Annotated in this window: 14 protein-coding genes and 7 tRNA genes; 20 read left to right on the plus strand and 1 reads right to left on the minus strand. The window is 53.4% G+C overall.

Annotated elements, in window-relative coordinates; genetic code table 11:
* The first annotated feature begins 57 nt into the window (after positions 1-57).
* The 11 genes from nagA to ACLJRH_RS04530 all read left to right on the plus strand — a co-directional run bounded on the left by nagA (position 58) and on the right by ACLJRH_RS04530 (position 6,121).
* A complete protein-coding gene (gene nagA, locus ACLJRH_RS04480; protein ID WP_000271186.1) occupies positions 58-1,212 on the plus strand; it encodes an N-acetylglucosamine-6-phosphate deacetylase in 1,155 nt (384 codons plus the stop codon).
* Between the two features lie 4 nt (positions 1,213-1,216).
* Positions 1,217-2,437: an N-acetylglucosamine repressor gene (locus tag ACLJRH_RS04485; protein WP_023137385.1), complete on the plus strand. Its 1,221-nt coding sequence runs from the start codon at positions 1,217-1,219 to the stop codon at positions 2,435-2,437.
* Between the two features lie 46 nt (positions 2,438-2,483).
* The gene (gene nagD / locus ACLJRH_RS04490) at positions 2,484-3,236 is read left to right on the plus strand and encodes a ribonucleotide monophosphatase NagD (RefSeq protein WP_000153143.1); all 753 of its coding nucleotides are present in this window, start codon (positions 2,484-2,486) and stop codon (positions 3,234-3,236) included.
* A gap of 289 nt (positions 3,237-3,525) precedes the next feature.
* Positions 3,526-5,190 (plus strand): asparagine synthase B, encoded by a 1,665-nt coding sequence (gene asnB, locus ACLJRH_RS04495; RefSeq protein WP_000337032.1) that lies wholly within the window; start codon positions 3,526-3,528, stop codon positions 5,188-5,190.
* Between the two features lie 222 nt (positions 5,191-5,412).
* Positions 5,413-5,489 (plus strand) — tRNA-Met (locus ACLJRH_RS04500).
* 8 nt (positions 5,490-5,497) lie between these two features.
* Positions 5,498-5,582: transfer RNA gene (locus ACLJRH_RS04505), tRNA-Leu, on the plus strand.
* A gap of 23 nt (positions 5,583-5,605) precedes the next feature.
* Positions 5,606-5,680, plus strand: a tRNA-Gln gene (locus tag ACLJRH_RS04510).
* 35 nt (positions 5,681-5,715) lie between these two features.
* Positions 5,716-5,790: transfer RNA gene (locus ACLJRH_RS04515), tRNA-Gln, on the plus strand.
* A gap of 15 nt (positions 5,791-5,805) precedes the next feature.
* Positions 5,806-5,882: transfer RNA gene (locus ACLJRH_RS04520), tRNA-Met, on the plus strand.
* 46 nt (positions 5,883-5,928) lie between these two features.
* A tRNA-Gln gene (locus ACLJRH_RS04525) sits at positions 5,929-6,003 on the plus strand.
* Positions 6,004-6,046: 43 nt separating this feature from the next.
* Positions 6,047-6,121: transfer RNA gene (locus ACLJRH_RS04530), tRNA-Gln, on the plus strand.
* A 132-nt stretch (positions 6,122-6,253) separates the two neighbouring features.
* Here the strand turns inward: ACLJRH_RS04530 and ubiF are convergent.
* Positions 6,254-7,429, minus strand: coding sequence for a 3-demethoxyubiquinol 3-hydroxylase (gene ubiF / locus ACLJRH_RS04535; RefSeq protein ID WP_023136539.1), 1,176 nt, complete (start codon positions 7,427-7,429; stop codon positions 6,254-6,256).
* A gap of 143 nt (positions 7,430-7,572) precedes the next feature.
* Between ubiF and miaB the strand changes: the two genes are divergently transcribed.
* The 9 genes from miaB to gltL all read left to right on the plus strand — a co-directional run bounded on the left by miaB (position 7,573) and on the right by gltL (position 16,874).
* Positions 7,573-8,997, plus strand: a complete 1,425-nt coding sequence (miaB, locus tag ACLJRH_RS04540) for a tRNA (N6-isopentenyl adenosine(37)-C2)-methylthiotransferase MiaB (RefSeq protein WP_001519200.1) — start codon at positions 7,573-7,575, stop codon at positions 8,995-8,997.
* A 204-nt stretch (positions 8,998-9,201) separates the two neighbouring features.
* The gene (locus ACLJRH_RS04545; RefSeq protein WP_001018045.1) at positions 9,202-10,248 is read left to right on the plus strand and encodes a PhoH family protein; all 1,047 of its coding nucleotides are present in this window, start codon (positions 9,202-9,204) and stop codon (positions 10,246-10,248) included.
* Positions 10,245-10,718, plus strand: coding sequence for an rRNA maturation RNase YbeY (gene ybeY / locus ACLJRH_RS04550; protein ID WP_000084477.1), 474 nt, complete (start codon positions 10,245-10,247; stop codon positions 10,716-10,718). Before ACLJRH_RS04545 ends, ybeY begins: the two co-directional genes overlap by 4 nt.
* 157 nt (positions 10,719-10,875) lie before the next feature.
* The gene (gene corC, locus ACLJRH_RS04555) at positions 10,876-11,754 is read left to right on the plus strand and encodes a CNNM family magnesium/cobalt transport protein CorC (RefSeq protein ID WP_001278615.1); all 879 of its coding nucleotides are present in this window, start codon (positions 10,876-10,878) and stop codon (positions 11,752-11,754) included.
* Between the two features lie 19 nt (positions 11,755-11,773).
* On the plus strand, positions 11,774-13,312 hold the full coding sequence (gene lnt / locus ACLJRH_RS04560) for an apolipoprotein N-acyltransferase (protein ID WP_001749116.1): 1,539 nt from the start codon (positions 11,774-11,776) through the stop codon (positions 13,310-13,312).
* A 354-nt stretch (positions 13,313-13,666) separates the two neighbouring features.
* Entirely contained in the window at positions 13,667-14,575 is a 909-nt protein-coding gene (locus ACLJRH_RS04565) for an amino acid ABC transporter substrate-binding protein (RefSeq protein ID WP_001518176.1), read from the plus strand.
* Positions 14,576-14,734: 159 nt separating this feature from the next.
* Positions 14,735-15,475: a glutamate/aspartate ABC transporter permease GltJ gene (gene gltJ / locus ACLJRH_RS04570; protein ID WP_000020930.1), complete on the plus strand. Its 741-nt coding sequence runs from the start codon at positions 14,735-14,737 to the stop codon at positions 15,473-15,475.
* The gene (gene gltK, locus ACLJRH_RS04575) at positions 15,475-16,149 is read left to right on the plus strand and encodes a glutamate/aspartate ABC transporter permease GltK (RefSeq protein WP_000272799.1); all 675 of its coding nucleotides are present in this window, start codon (positions 15,475-15,477) and stop codon (positions 16,147-16,149) included. Before gltJ ends, gltK begins: the two co-directional genes overlap by 1 nt.
* Positions 16,149-16,874, plus strand: a complete 726-nt coding sequence (gene gltL / locus ACLJRH_RS04580; RefSeq protein ID WP_000631369.1) for a glutamate/aspartate ABC transporter ATP-binding protein GltL — start codon at positions 16,149-16,151, stop codon at positions 16,872-16,874. The genes gltK and gltL overlap by 1 nt, the downstream gene beginning before the upstream one ends.
* Positions 16,875-16,984 lie beyond the last annotated feature (110 nt).

The following is a 16,984-nucleotide window of genomic DNA, read 5'->3' on the forward strand; positions in this document are numbered from 1 at the left end:
TTGTCTCCGCCCCGCCAGTCAATGCGGGGCGGTAAATTTTTGATATCGGGGGTCAGAATGTATGCTTTAACCCAGGGCCGGATCTTTACCGGTCACGAAATTCTTGATGACCATGCGCTTGTTGTCGCTAATGGCCTGATTGACCGCGTTTGTCCGATGGCCGAACTGCCGCCGGGAATAGAACAACGCTCATTGAATGGGGCCATTCTCTCCCCCGGTTTTATTGATGTGCAGTTAAACGGCTGCGGCGGCGTGCAGTTTAACGATACCGCAGAAGCCGTCAGCGTTGAAACGCTGGAAATTATGCAGAAAGCCAATGAAAAATCGGGCTGTACTAACTTTCTGCCAACGCTTATCACTACCAGCGACGAATTGATGAAACAGGGTATTCGCGTCATGCGCGAATACCTGGAAAAACATCCGCACCAGGCGCTGGGTCTCCACCTGGAAGGCCCCTGGCTTAATCTGGTAAAAAAAGGCACCCATAATCCTGATTTCGTGCGTAAACCAGACGCTGCGCTGGTCGATTTCTTGTGCGATAATGCCGACGTCATCACCAAAGTTACACTCGCGCCGGAAATGGTGCCTGCTGACGTAATCGCTAAACTGGCGAATGCGGGCATTGTGGTTTCCGCAGGCCACTCCAACGCGACGTTAAAAGAGGCAAAAGCGGGCTTCCGCGCCGGGATTACCTTTGCGACTCACCTGTTTAACGCGATGCCGTACATTACAGGGCGTGAGCCGGGCCTTGCTGGCGCTGTTCTGGACGAAGCGGATATTTATTGCGGCGTTATCGCCGATGGTCTGCATGTCGACTACGCCAACATTCGCAATGCCAAACGCCTGAAAGGCGACAAACTTTGTCTGGTGACAGACGCCACCGCACCGGCGGGGGCCAATATTGAGCAGTTCATTTTCGCAGGTAAAACAATATACTACCGCAATGGACTGTGTGTGGATGAAAACGGTACGTTGAGCGGTTCGTCCTTAACCATGATTGAAGGCGTACGTAACCTGGTCGCGCATTGCGGCATCGCGCTGGATGAAGTGCTGCGCATGGCAACGCTCTATCCGGCACGCGCTATCGGCGTTGATAAACATCTCGGTAGCATTGCGCCGGGTAAAGTCGCCAACCTGACCGCGTTCACCCACGATTTTAAAATTATCAAGACCATCGTTAATGGTGACGAGGTCGTTGACTTGAGTAAGTGAGAATATGACACCAGGCGGACAAGCTCAGATAGGTAACGTTGATCTCGTAAAACAGCTTAACAGCGCGGCCGTTTACCGCCTGATTGACCAGCATGGTCCTATCTCGCGCATACAAATTGCCGAGCAAAGCCAGCTTGCTCCCGCCAGCGTAACGAAAATTACGCGTCAACTCATTGAACGCGGGCTGATCAAAGAAGTCGATCAGCAGGCCTCTACCGGAGGCCGCCGCGCTATCTCTATCGTCACGGAAACCCGTAACTTCCATGCCATTGGCGTTCGCCTGGGTCGTCATGACACCACTTTAACGCTCTACGATCTGAGCAGTAAATTGGTCTCTGAGGAGCATTATCCGCTGCCGGAGCGCACCCAGGAGACGCTGGAACACGCGCTGCTCAACACCATCGCCGTCTTTATTGATAGCTGTCAGCGTAAAATTCGTGAATTGATCGCTATCTCGGTGATCCTGCCAGGGCTTGTCGATCCGGAAAGCGGCGTGATTCGTTACATGCCGCACATTCAGGTTGAAAACTGGGGACTGGTCGAAGCGCTGGAAAAACGGTTTCACGTTACCTGTTTCGTGGGACACGATATTCGTAGCCTGGCGCTGGCGGAACACTACTTCGGCGCCAGTCAGGATTGCGAGGACTCGATTCTGGTGCGCGTCCATCGTGGTACAGGCGCCGGGATTATCTCCAACGGGCGCATCTTCATTGGCCGTAACGGCAACGTCGGCGAAATTGGGCACATTCAGGTGGAGCCGTTGGGCGAGCGCTGCCACTGCGGTAATTTCGGCTGTCTGGAAACCATTGCCGCCAATGTGGCAATTGAACAACGGGTGCTGAATTTGCTTAAACAAGGGTATCAAAGCCGTGTTCCGCTTGACGACTGCACGATTAAAACCATTTGTAAGGCGGCAAACCGGGGCGACAGCCTGGCCTCGGAAGTCATTGAGCATGTTGGTCGCCATTTGGGCAAAACGATCGCCATTGCTATCAACCTGTTTAATCCGCAAAAAATCGTCATTGCCGGCGAGATCATTGAAGCCGATAAAGTCCTGTTGCCCGCTATCGAAAGCTGTATCAATACGCAGGCGTTAAAGGCATTTCGCAAAAATTTGCCGGTGGTACGCTCCACGCTGGATCACCGTTCTGCTATCGGCGCATTTGCCTTAGTTAAACGCGCCATGCTCAACGGAACATTGCTGCAACGTTTGCTGGAAAGTTGATGCGCTCTTATAGTATCGGATTATTCACAAATTCCCTGGGTAGTTCATGACCATCAAGAATGTAATCTGCGATATCGACGGCGTGCTGATGCACGACAACGTAGCCGTACCCGGTGCGGCGGAATTTCTGACGGGGATTCTGGAAAAAGGTCTGCCGCTGGTGCTGCTGACCAATTACCCGTCGCAAACCGGCCAGGATCTGGCGAACCGTTTTGCTACCGCTGGCGTTAACGTGCCGGACAGCGTGTTTTATACGTCAGCAATGGCGACAGCCGATTTTCTGCGCCGTCAGGAAGGTAAGAAAGCGTATGTCGTGGGCGAAGGCGCGCTTATTCACGAGCTCTATAAAGCGGGTTTTACCATTACCGATGTGAACCCTGATTTTGTCATCGTTGGAGAGACCCGCTCCTACAACTGGGACATGATGCATAAAGCAGCATTTTTCGTCGCCAATGGCGCGCGCTTTATCGCCACCAATCCGGATACCCACGGTCGCGGCTTTTATCCGGCCTGCGGCGCGCTGTGCGCAGGCATTGAAAAAATTTCCGGCCGGAAGCCGTTTTATGTCGGCAAACCCAGCCCGTGGATCATCCGCGCGGCGTTAAACAAAATGCAGGCGCACTCGGAAGAGACCGTTATCGTCGGCGACAACCTGCGCACCGACATTCTGGCGGGATTCCAGGCCGGTCTGGAGACCATTCTGGTGCTTTCAGGCGTATCAACAATCAATGATATTGACAGTATGCCGTTCCGCCCAAGCTGGATTTACCCTTCCGTCGCTGAGATCGACGTTATCTAAACCTGTCCCCTGCCTGATGACGCATAGCTTTCAGGCCTACGGTTCGAACAACATTGTAGGTCTGATAAGCGAAACGCCATCAGGAAAAACATAATTCAATTAATCCACGATAAAACTGAAGATCCATCAATAAATCCGCGCAATATGTAATCATTTTTCACTAATCAACAATGACGATTGCATTTTTCATTTTTCAGACCGTAATCCCCTTGCGCCTTCCACGCCTTTGCGGCATTTTTTAGTCAAGCAAACACAAAAAGTACGATGCAACAGATTAACGGAGAAGGCTATGTGTTCTATTTTCGGCGTATTCGATATCAAAACAGATGCAGCGGAACTGCGTAAAAAAGCCCTTGAACTGTCACGCCTGATGCGCCATCGCGGCCCGGACTGGTCCGGCATCTACGCTTGCGATAACGCGATTCTCGCACATGAACGCTTGTCGATTGTTGATGTTAACGCCGGCGCCCAGCCCCTGTATAACGCCAGAAAAACCCACGTACTGGCGGTGAACGGTGAAATTTATAACCATCAGACGTTACGCGCGGAGTATGGCGATCGTTACGCGTTCCAGACAGGCTCCGACTGCGAAGTTATTCTCGCGCTATATCAGGAAAAAGGGCCGGATTTCCTTGACGATTTACAGGGGATGTTCGCCTTCGCCCTGTATGACAGCGAAAAAGACGCTTATCTGATTGGTCGTGACCATATCGGTATTATTCCGCTCTACATGGGCTATGACGAATTCGGCAACTTCTACGTAGCGTCAGAAATGAAAGCACTGACCCCGGTCTGCCGCACCATTAAAGAGTTCCCGGCGGGCAGCTACCTGTGGAGCAAAGACGGCGAAATTCGTCAGTACTATCAGCGCGACTGGTTCGATTACGATGCGGTAAAAGACAACGTTACCGACAAAAACGCGCTGCGCCAGGCGCTGGAAGAATCCGTGAAAAGCCACCTGATGTCCGACGTCCCTTACGGCGTGCTGCTCTCCGGCGGTCTGGACTCGTCGATTATCTCGGCTATCACCAAAAAATTCGCCGCCCGTCGCGTCGAAGATCAGGAGCGCTCCGAAGCCTGGTGGCCACAGTTGCACTCTTTTGCGGTCGGTCTGGAAGGTTCGCCTGACCTGAAGGCGGCCCAGGAAGTGGCTAACCACCTCGGCACCGTGCATCATGAAATTCACTTCACCGTGCAGGAAGGCCTTGATGCCATTCGTGATGTTATCTATCACATTGAAACCTATGACGTGACCACTATCCGCGCCTCAACGCCGATGTATCTGATGTCGCGTAAGATCAAAGCGATGGGCATCAAAATGGTGCTCTCCGGCGAAGGTTCCGATGAGGTGTTTGGCGGCTACCTGTACTTCCATAAAGCGCCGAACGCCAAAGAGTTACATGAAGAGACGGTCCGTAAGCTACAGGCGCTGCATATGTATGACTGCGCCCGCGCCAACAAAGCGATGTCCGCCTGGGGCGTGGAAGCGCGCGTACCGTTCCTGGATAAAAAATTCCTCGACGTGGCGATGCGTATCAACCCACAGGATAAAATGTGCGGCAACGGCAAGATGGAAAAACACGTGCTGCGCGAGTGCTTCGAGTCTTATCTGCCGGCAAGCGTCGCGTGGCGTCAGAAAGAGCAGTTCTCTGACGGCGTAGGCTACAGCTGGATTGATACGCTAAAAGAGGTGGCGGCGAAACAGATTTCCGATCAACAACTGGAAACCGCCCGCTTCCGCTTTCCATACAACACGCCGTCGTCTAAAGAGGCGTATCTGTACCGGGAAATTTTTGAAGAGCTGTTCCCGGTGCCGAGCGCGGCGGAATGCGTACCCGGCGGCCCGTCCGTGGCCTGTTCTTCCGCCAAAGCCATTGAGTGGGATGAAGCATTCAAAACGATGGATGACCCGTCAGGCCGCGCGGTCGGCGTGCATCAGTCGGCGTACCAGTAAATTAACGATGACGAAAGAGCCCTTAGGGGCTCTTTTTTTATAGCAAACCACTTTCGGAAAAACGATTAATAACCAATAATTGCCGAATATTGCGCCACGCTGTTCGCAACCTAACCAAACAGACACTTTCCGACGTTTTTCGATGAAAAAGAGGTTGACGCTTCAAGGCTCAATACGCATAATGCGCCCCGCAACGCCGATAAGGTAACGCGAAAAAAAGATGGCTACGTAGCTCAGTTGGTTAGAGCACATCACTCATAATGATGGGGTCACAGGTTCGAATCCCGTCGTAGCCACCATCTTTTTTGCGGGAGTGGCGAAATTGGTAGACGCACCAGATTTAGGTTCTGGCGCCGCAAGGTGTGCGAGTTCAAGTCTCGCCTCCCGCACCATTCACCGATAAGCGTTGTACGGATGGGGTATCGCCAAGCGGTAAGGCACCGGTTTTTGATACCGGCATTCCCTGGTTCGAATCCAGGTACCCCAGCCATATTTCTTCGAGTTTGCGGTTCACCGCGACGGTATTGGGGTATCGCCAAGCGGTAAGGCACCGGTTTTTGATACCGGCATTCCCTGGTTCGAATCCAGGTACCCCAGCCATCGAAGAAATCATCTGGCTACGTAGCTCAGTTGGTTAGAGCACATCACTCATAATGATGGGGTCACAGGTTCGAATCCCGTCGTAGCCACCATATTCAGAACGCGTCGAGGTATCCGACCGGTTCGAAAATAATTTGTTGGGGTATCGCCAAGCGGTAAGGCACCGGATTCTGATTCCGGCATTCCGAGGTTCGAATCCTCGTACCCCAGCCAGTTTTAAAGACGCTCTGCTAATGAGCGCAAGAAGTACGACAATTGGGGTATCGCCAAGCGGTAAGGCACCGGATTCTGATTCCGGCATTCCGAGGTTCGAATCCTCGTACCCCAGCCACCTTTAAAAAGCTCGCTTCGGCGAGCTTTTTGCTTTTCTGGCAATTCGGACTGCCTGATGGCGCTACGCTTATTAGGCCTACGGGCGAATACAGGCCGGGTAAGGTATTACCGCCACCCGGCATAACACAAACTACAACCCCAACGCATACTTCAGCGCCTGACGTTTTAGCACGCCTGCGCGCTGCGCCGCCATCAGCCCCATATTGCGTAAAATACGCAGCGGCGGCAGTTCATTGCTGAACCCGGCATAAAACAGATCCATTCCACTTTGCATCATAAAATTATCTGCCATGCGCCGCGTCTGATAGCGTTTCAACACCGAATGGCTGGCCCAGGACTCGCCATAGCTACGGGCACTCGCCAGCACATCAATCAACGCATCAACATCCCGATACCCCAGGTTGACGCCCTGCCCGGCCAGCGGATGAATGGTATGCGCCGCGTCGCCTACCAGCGCCAACCCCGGTTGTACATACTGCAACGCGTGACGACGGGTTAGCGGAAACGCGCCCGCCGCGACCGGCATCACCGCCCCCAGACGCGCCGGAAAATGCTGGTTAATTTCCACCTGCAATTGCGTCATCGATAAACTCTGTAGCTGGCGAATACGTGCCGGAGCGTCATACCACACCAGCGACGCCCAATCGTCGAACAGCGGCAAAAAGGCGCGCGGCCCCGTCGGCGTAAACTGCTGCCAGGTGCTGTCGCCTGGCGCATTTTCACACTTGACGGTGATAAGCATACACGACTGCGCATATTGCCAGGCATGAATGCCAATTCCCGCCATTTGCCGAACCTGCGAATTCGCGCCGTCGGCGCCAATCACTAACTTCGGCGTTACCCATTCGTCGTCGGCCAGTTCCAGCGCATAACCATCGTGGCGGCGGTGCAATGCCGCCAGTGAAGCCGGAACGCGCAGCGTCACGCCGGGGTGCGCTTCCAGCGCCTGCCATAGCGCCTGTTGCAGGACGTTGTTCTCTACCATATAGCCTAACAGCGGCAGCTTGAGTTCAGCGGCGTCGAACACCACATGGGCGTTTTCCCACTCCCAGGTCTCCAGTCGCCGATAAGGATGGCTACGCATCCCCTGCACCGCCTCCCAAACGCCCAGCCCCTTAAGCAGCGCCACGGATGCCGCGCTAATGGCCGAAATCCGCACGTCAGGCTGGCTGTCAGCCACAAACGGCGCAGGCGCGGCATGTTCTATTACCATCACCGTAAATCCTTGCTGCGCCAGACCCAGCGCCAGCGCGCCGCCGACCATTCCCCCGCCGACAATGGCAATTTCCGTTGGTTGATTTGTCATGGTCATTCATCCTGTTACGTTTTAGACAAGTTTACAGGATTTTTTACCCATTAGGGCTGACGTCAGTCATACTGGTCACAACCGCGCCAAAGCATTACACTATGCGCCCTGCTTTTCAGCCACTATTTCGCAAGAGCAAGTCGATGACTAAAAAACTCCATATTAAAACCTGGGGCTGTCAGATGAACGAGTACGATTCATCGAAGATGGCCGATCTGCTGGACGCCACCCACGGCTATCAACTGACCGACGTGGCGGAAGAGGCGGATGTGCTGCTGTTGAATACCTGCTCAATCCGCGAGAAGGCTCAGGAAAAAGTCTTCCATCAATTAGGTCGCTGGAGACTGTTAAAAGAGAAAAATCCCGATCTGATTATCGGCGTCGGCGGCTGCGTGGCTTCCCAGGAAGGCGAGCACATTCGTCAACGCGCCCATTACGTCGACATTATTTTTGGCCCGCAAACCTTACACCGTCTACCGGAGATGATTAACTCCGTGCGTGGCGACCGCAGCCCGGTGGTCGATATCAGCTTCCCGGAAATCGAGAAGTTCGACCGTTTGCCGGAACCGCGCGCAGAAGGCCCGACCGCTTTCGTTTCTATCATGGAAGGCTGCAATAAATATTGTACTTACTGCGTGGTACCGTATACCCGCGGTGAAGAAGTCAGCCGTCCCTCAGACGATATCCTGTTCGAAATCGCCCAGTTAGCGGCGCAGGGCGTGCGTGAGGTCAACCTGCTGGGCCAGAACGTTAACGCCTGGCGCGGAGAAAACTACGACGGCACCACCGGCACCTTTGCCGATCTGCTGCGTCTGGTTGCCGCCATCGACGGCATTGACCGTATTCGCTTTACCACCAGCCATCCGATTGAGTTCACCGACGATATTATCGAGGTGTACCGCGATACGCCGGAGCTGGTCAGTTTCCTGCATCTGCCGGTACAGAGCGGTTCCGATCGCGTGTTGAATCTGATGGGGCGCACCCACACTGCGCTGGAATATAAAGCAATCATCCGTAAACTGCGCGCGGCGCGGCCGGACATTCAGATAAGCTCTGACTTTATCGTCGGTTTCCCAGGCGAAACTACCGATGATTTCGAAAAAACCATGAAGCTTATCGCCGACGTCAATTTTGATATGAGCTACAGCTTTATCTTCTCTGCGCGTCCGGGAACGCCGGCTGCCGATATGGTTGATGACGTACCGGAAGAAGAGAAAAAGCAGCGTCTGTATATTCTGCAAGAGCGTATCAATCAGCAGGCGATGGCATGGAGCCGCCGTATGCTCGGCACGACACAGCGCATTCTGGTGGAAGGCACGTCACGTAAAAACATTATGGAACTGTCTGGCCGTACCGAAAACAATCGGGTGGTGAACTTTGAAGGCACGCCGGAGATGATTGGTAAGTTTGTCGATGTGGAAATTACTGACGTCTATCCGAACTCCCTGCGCGGAAAAGTGGTGCGTACCGAAGATGAAATGGGTCTGCGCGTCGCCGAAACGCCGGAGTCCGTCATTGCCCGTACCCGTAAAGAAAATGAGCTGGGCGTAGGATTCTACCAGCCTTAATCCTGCTGGAAAGGCAATAATGCCCGATGGCGCTACGCCTGTCGGGCTTCCTGTTCATGGCCTGTCGCCCGACGGGCCTTGCAATTTTCTCTCTTCATCCCCATCTTCATTGCAATGCTTGCGCCTTTTCCCTATGGCGTGAATAATTTCCTTAGATGCCGGTAAATGTTCAGCGTCCGGCGATACAGACACAAGAGGAACAGTTTGAATATAGACACTCGCGAAATTACCCTTGAGCCCGCAGACAACGCCCGTCTGTTGAGCCTTTGCGGGCCGTTTGATGACAATATTAAACAGCTCGAACGTCGTCTCGGTATTGAAATCAACCGCCGTGACAATCACTTTAAACTGACCGGTCGTCCGATTTGCGTGACCGCGGCGACAGATATTTTGCGAAGTCTGTATGTCGATACCGCACCGATGCGCGGCCAGACTCAGGATATCGAACCGGAACAAATTCATCTGGCGATCAAAGAAGCGCGGGTGCTGGAACAGAGCGCGGAAAGCGTGCCTGACTATGGCAAAGCGATTAATATCAAAACTAAGCGCGGCGTGATTAAACCGCGTACCCCGAACCAGGCGCAGTACATCGCCAATATTCTCGATCACGATATTACCTTTGGCGTCGGCCCGGCGGGTACCGGTAAAACTTATCTTGCGGTCGCTGCTGCGGTAGACGCCCTTGAGCGCCAGGAGATTCGCCGTATTCTGCTGACCCGTCCGGCGGTGGAAGCGGGCGAAAAACTCGGCTTCCTGCCAGGCGATTTAAGTCAGAAAGTGGACCCGTACCTGCGTCCGCTGTATGACGCGTTGTTCGAAATGCTCGGCTTTGAAAAAGTCGAGAAGCTGATTGAACGCAATGTGATTGAAGTCGCGCCGCTGGCCTATATGCGCGGACGCACATTAAACGACGCCTTTATCATTCTGGATGAAAGCCAGAACACCACTATCGAACAGATGAAGATGTTCCTGACGCGTATCGGCTTTAACTCGAAAGCGGTGATCACCGGCGACGTGACGCAAATTGACCTGCCACGCAACACCAAATCCGGCTTACGTCATGCTATTGAAGTGCTGGCGGAAGTCGATGAAATCAGCTTTAACTTCTTCCACAGCGAAGACGTGGTGCGCCATCCGGTCGTTGCCCGCATTGTTAACGCCTATGAAGCCTGGGAAGAGGCAGAACAAAAACGCAAAGCGGCGTTGGCGGCAGAGCGTAAGCGTGAAGCCCAGGAGCAGGAGCAGAAATGAGCCAGGTGATCCTCGATTTACAGTTGGCCTGTGAAAACCACGCGGGCCTTCCGGATGAAGCTCAGTTTCAACGCTGGCTGGACGGCGTTATTCCGCAGTTTCAGGAAGAGGCGGAAGTCACAATCCGTCTGGTGGATGAGGCCGAAAGCCACGACCTTAATTTAACGTACCGCGGGAAAGATAAACCCACTAATGTTCTCTCCTTCCCGTTTGAAGCGCCCCCCGGCATTGAAATGCCGCTACTGGGCGATCTGATTATTTGCCGTCAGGTCGTGGAGCAGGAAGCGCAGGAACAGAGCAAGCCGCTGGAGGCGCACTGGGCGCACATGGTCGTGCACGGTAGCCTGCATTTGCTGGGTTACGATCATATCGACGATGACGAAGCGGAAGAGATGGAGTCTCTCGAAACGGAGATTATGCTTGCTATGGGCTATGAGGATCCGTACATTGCCGAGAAGATTGCAGAATAGTAGCTTGCCGGATGGCGGCGCTTGCGCCTTATCCGGCCTACATTCATGCCTTTTGTAGGCCTGATAAGCGTAGCGCCATCAGGCAAAACATGCCGTCACAGCTGAGTATACGCATGACGAGCTTTGTATTAACTAACATGAGAACCCATACGACGCCATGAGCGACGACAATTCACACAGTAGTGACACAGTAAACAGTAAAAAGGGATTTTTTTCCCTGCTACTCAGCCAGCTTTTCCACGGGGAACCTAAAAACCGTGATGAGTTGCTGGCGCTGATCCGTGATTCCGGGCAGAACGAGCTTATCGATGAAGATACGCGCGATATGCTCGAAGGCGTAATGGACATCGCCGACCAGCGCGTTCGCGATATTATGATCCCGCGCTCCCAGATGATTACCCTGAAACGCAACCAGACGCTGGACGAATGTCTCGATGTTATCATCGAGTCCGCCCACTCGCGTTTTCCGGTGATCAGCGAAGATAAAGATCACATTGAAGGGATTCTGATGGCCAAAGATTTGCTGCCGTTTATGCGCAGCGATGCCGAAGCCTTCAGCATGGACAAAGTGTTACGCACCGCGGTTGTCGTACCGGAAAGCAAACGGGTTGACCGTATGCTCAAGGAGTTCCGCTCCCAGCGCTACCATATGGCCATCGTTATCGATGAGTTTGGCGGCGTTTCCGGCCTGGTGACTATCGAAGACATCCTCGAACTGATTGTCGGTGAAATTGAAGATGAGTATGACGAAGAAGACGATATCGACTTCCGTCAGCTTAGCCGCCATACCTGGACGATTCGTGCGCTGGCGTCGATTGAAGACTTCAACGACGCTTTCGGCACCCACTTCAGCGATGAAGAGGTCGATACCATCGGCGGGCTGGTGATGCAGGCGTTCGGCCATTTACCGGCCCGCGGCGAAACCATTGACATTGATGGTTACCAGTTCAAAGTGGCGATGGCCGATAGTCGTCGTATTATTCAGGTGCATGTCAGGATCCCGGATGACTCGCCCCAGCCAAAACTGGACGAATAACAGCAATAGTGGACTAAAAATGGCATTTGCCTCGTTAATTGAACGCCAGCGTATTCGCCTGCTGCTGGCGTTATTATTCGGCGCCTGCGGAACACTGGCTTTCTCTCCGTATGACGTCTGGCCCGCAGCGATAGTGTCGCTTATCGGGCTACAGGCCTTAACGTTTAATCGCCGCCCGCTCCAGTCTGCCGCCATCGGCTATTGCTGGGGACTCGGACTTTTCGGTAGCGGGATTAACTGGGTTTATGTCAGTATCGCGCAGTTTGGCGGCATGCCGGGCCCGGTTAACGTTTTTCTGGTGGTGCTGCTTGCAGCTTATCTCTCGCTGTATACCGGACTGTTTGCCGGGATTTTGTCGCGCCTGTGGCCAAAAACCAACTGGCTGCGCGTCGCTATCGCCGCACCTGCAATATGGCAAATCACCGAATTTTTACGCGGCTGGGTGCTGACCGGCTTCCCCTGGCTGCAATTTGGCTATAGTCAGGTCGACGGCCCGCTAAAAGGCCTGGCGCCGGTAATGGGCGTCGAAGCGATCAACTTCCTGCTGATGATGGTCAGCGGCCTGTTAGCGCTGGCACTGGCGACGCGGAACTGGCGTCCGCTGGCTGTCGCCGTGATTCTGTTTGCTTTGCCCTTTCCGCTACGTTATATCCAGTGGTTTACGCTGGAACCGGCCAAAGCGACCCAGGTATCGCTGGTGCAGGGCGATATCCCGCAGTCGCTGAAGTGGGACGAAAACCAGCTACTGAATACGCTAAAAATTTATCTCAACGAAACTCGCCCAGAGTTAGGCAAATCACAGATTATTATCTGGCCTGAGTCGGCGATTCCGGATCTCGAAATCAATCAGCAGCCCTTCCTTCGTTCGCTGGACGAGATGTTACGCGAAAAAAATAGCACGCTGATCACCGGTATTGTCGATGCGCGTCTCAATAAACAGAATCGATACGACACCTACAATACGATTATTACGTTGGGCAAGGATAATCCATACAGTTATGACTCGCCCAATCGCTACAATAAAAATCACCTTGTACCCTTTGGCGAGTTCGTTCCGCTGGAGTCTATCCTGCGTCCGCTGGCGCCGTTCTTCGATCTGCCCATGTCCTCCTTTAGCCGCGGCCCTTATATCCAGCCGCAGTTACATGCGCACGACTATAAGCTGACGGCGGCAATCTGTTATGAAATTATTCTTGGCGAACAGGTGCGGGATAACTTCCGCCCGGACACCGACTATCTGCTGACGATTTCTAACGACGCCTGGTTTGGTAAGTCCATTGGCCCGTGGCAACATTTCCAGATGGCGCGGATGCGTTCGCTGGAGCTGGCGCGTCCGTTACTGCGCAGTACTAATAACGGTATTACGGCGGTGATTGGCCCGCAGGGCGAAATCCAGGCGATGATTCCGCAGTTCACACGCCAGGTGCTGACCACCCACGTCACGCCAACCACGGGGTTAACTCCCTATGCTCGTACCGGCAACTGGCCGCTATGGGTACTGACCGCGCTGTTTGCTTTTGGCGCGGTAGTGATGAGTCTGCGACAACGACGGAAATAATATCTCCCCAGGCCGGATAGCGCTTCATTTATCCGGCCTGAAAATCCTCCTTTTTCCCCCATTCTGGCACGTCTATTGCTTTGTTAAACATGGCAAACCTGTTCTGGCTGCTTGTGCAACCTGGTCGCACCAAAATCGATCATCGGTAGCACCTGAACGGTGCAATGTAGGATTTTTGCCTCTGAACGGTGCGGCGCACTTCGCAAAAATAAACAATATAGCAGCAAAATATTTACAACAAGCCACACTAAATGTTAACAAACACACATAACACTGCACGCGCAAGTTGCAGGCAATAACAACATCACAATAGCTATCAATGCGTCGACGGCGCAGATGATAAAGGAGTTGGATATGCAATTACGTAAGCTAACCACAGCAATGCTGGTCATGGGACTGTCTGCGGGCCTTGCGCACGCAGAAGATGGCGCGCCTGCCGCTGGTAGCACCCTGGACAAGATCGCTAAAAATGGCGTGATCGTCGTCGGGCATCGCGAATCTTCTGTGCCCTTTTCTTATTACGACAACCAGCAGAAAGTGGTCGGCTATTCCCAGGACTACTCCAACGCCATTGTGGAAGCGGTAAAAAAGAAACTTAACAAGCCGGATCTGCAGGTGAAGCTGATTCCGATCACCTCGCAAAACCGTATTCCGCTGTTGCAAAACGGAACCTTCGATTTTGAATGTGGTTCAACGACTAACAACCTTGAGCGCCAGAAACAGGCCGCCTTCTCCGATACGATTTTCGTCGTCGGGACGCGACTGCTGACTAAAAAAGGCGGCGATATTAAAGATTTCCCGGATCTGAAAGGCAAAGCGGTCGTCGTCACCTCCGGGACGACCTCTGAAATTCTGCTGCATAAGCTTAACGAAGAGCAAAAGATGGGGATGCGTATTATTAGCGCGAAAGACCACGGAGACTCGTTCCGCACCCTGGAAAGCGGTCGCGCCGTCGCCTTTATGATGGATGACGCGCTGCTGGCCGGCGAGCGCGCCAAAGCCAAGAAACCGGATAACTGGGAGATTGTCGGTAAACCGCAGTCCCAGGAAGCCTACGGCTGTATGCTGCGTAAAAACGACCCTGAGTTTAAAAAGCTGATGGACGATACCATCGCCCAGGCGCAAACCTCCGGCGAAGCGGAAAAGTGGTTTGATAAGTGGTTTAAAAATCCAATCCCACCGAAAAACCTGAACATGAATTTTGAGTTGTCTGACGAGATGAAAGCCCTGTTCAAAGCACCGAATGATAAAGCGCTTAACTAACTAAAACTAAATGGGACGGGACTCCTGTCCTCTCGATTGTCGCTCAGCACGGACAGACTATAAGCCTGATGGTCGTTCCCCCTCGGGCCTGAAACCGCAAATCGCCGGGCAACAATCTTCGAGGGTAGCACTGCTACCCTTTTTTTTCGGAGTAGATGTATGTCAATAGACTGGAACTGGGGTATTTTTTTACAGGAAGCCCCCTTCGGCAATACCACCTATCTCGGCTGGCTATGGAGTGGTTTTCAGGTCACCGTAGCCCTTTCGATTACCGCCTGGATTATCGCTTTCCTGGTAGGATCTATTTTCGGCATTTTACGTACCGTTCCCAACCGTTTCCTCTCCGGACTGGGCACATTGTACGTAGAACTGTTCCGTAACGTGCCGCTGATCGTGCAATTCTTCACCTGGTACCTGGTGGTGCCTGAACTGTTGCCGGAAGATCTTGGCATGTGGTTTAAGGCGGAACTCGATCCCAATATTCAGTTTTTCCTCTCCTCAATGATCTGTCTGGGACTGTTTACCGCCGCCCGCGTTTGCGAACAGGTGCGCGCCGCGATTCAGTCTCTGCCTCGCGGGCAGAAGAACGCGGCGCTGGCGATGGGGCTAACGCTGCCGCAGGCTTATCGCTATGTCCTGCTGCCGAATGCCTATCGCGTTATCGTGCCGCCAATGACGTCAGAGATGATGAACCTGGTGAAAAACTCGGCTATTGCCTCAACCATCGGTCTGGTGGATATGGCGGCGCAGGCAGGCAAACTGTTGGATTACTCGGCGCACGCCTGGGAATCCTTCACCGCCATTACGCTGGCCTATGTGCTGATTAACGCCGTTATCATGCTGGTCATGAGCCTGGTTGAACGCAAAGTCCGCCTGCCGGGCAACGTGGGGAGCAAATAATGTACGAATTTGACTGGAGTTCGATTATCCCCTCACTGCCTTACCTGCTGGCCGGGTTGGTCATCACGCTGAAGATCACCGTCACCGCCGTTGTCGTGGGGATAGTCTGGGGAACCATTCTGGCCGTCATGCGCCTCTCAAGCTTTGCCCCTATTGCCTGGTTTGCTAAAGCGTATGTTAACGTTTTCCGTTCCATCCCGTTGGTCATGGTCTTGCTGTGGTTTTATCTGATTGTCCCCGGCTTTCTGCAAAACGTGCTGGGACTATCGCCGAAAACCGATATCCGCCTGATCTCCGCGATGGTGGCATTCTCCATGTTTGAAGCGGCCTACTATTCCGAGATTATTCGCGCCGGTATTCAAAGTATTTCCCGCGGGCAGTCCAGCGCCGCGCTGGCGCTGGGGATGACCCACTGGCAGTCGATGAAGCTCATTATTCTGCCGCAGGCGTTTCGGGCGATGGTGCCGCTGTTGCTTACGCAGGGCATCGTGCTATTTCAGGACACCTCTTTAGTTTATGTACTCAGCCTGGCGGACTTCTTCCGCACCGCGTCGACTATCGGCGAGCGTGACGGTACTCAGGTCGAAATGATTCTGTTCGCCGGCGCCGTTTATTTTGTTATCAGCCTGAGCGCGTCGTTGCTGGTCAGCTATTTGAAGAAAAGGACAGTTTAATGATTACCCTGAAAAATGTTTCAAAATGGTATGGTCACTTTCAGGTGCTGACCGATTGTTCAACAGAAGTGAAAAAAGGTGAGGTGGTGGTAGTCTGCGGGCCATCGGGTTCCGGTAAATCCACGCTAATTAAGACCGTCAACGGTCTGGAACCGGTGCAAAAAGGCGAAATTACCGTTAACGGCATTATTGTGAACGACAAAAAAACCGATCTGGCGAAACTGCGTTCCCGCGTGGGCATGGTATTCCAGCACTTCGAGCTATTTCCCCACCTGTCGATCATCGAAAACCTGACGCTGGCGCAGGTGAAAGTGCTGAAACGCGATAAAGCCGCCGCCCGCGATAAAGGCCTGAAGCTGCTGGAGCGCGTTGGTCTGTCTGCACATGCCAACAAGTTCCCGGCGCAGCTTTCCGGCGGTCAGCAGCAGCGTGTCGCCATCGCCCGTGCGCTATGTATGGACCCCATTGCCATGTTATTCGATGAACCGACTTCCGCACTCGATCCGGAAATGATCAACGAGGTACTGGACGTGATGGTCGAACTGGCGAACGAAGGGATGACCATGATGGTGGTGACGCACGAAATGGGCTTTGCCCGTAAAGTGGCTAACCGGGTGATCTTTATGGATGAAGGTAAAATCGTCGAAGATTCGCCAAAAGAGGAGTTCTTCGCTAACCCCAGTTCCGATCGCGCAAAAGACTTCCTTGCAAAAATCCTGCACTAATCTTCCCGGCGCGCACGTCAGAGTGCGCGCTATCTCACGCTTTACCGCTTCGCTTCTCGAAACGTATCCAGCCGGGCGTTACCCTTGTCACAAAGTACCGCTTACAAGGA

The organism is Salmonella sp. SAL04162 (genome assembly GCF_046551535.1).
In the GTDB taxonomy this organism is placed as follows: Bacteria; Pseudomonadota; Gammaproteobacteria; order Enterobacterales; family Enterobacteriaceae; genus Salmonella; species Salmonella enterica.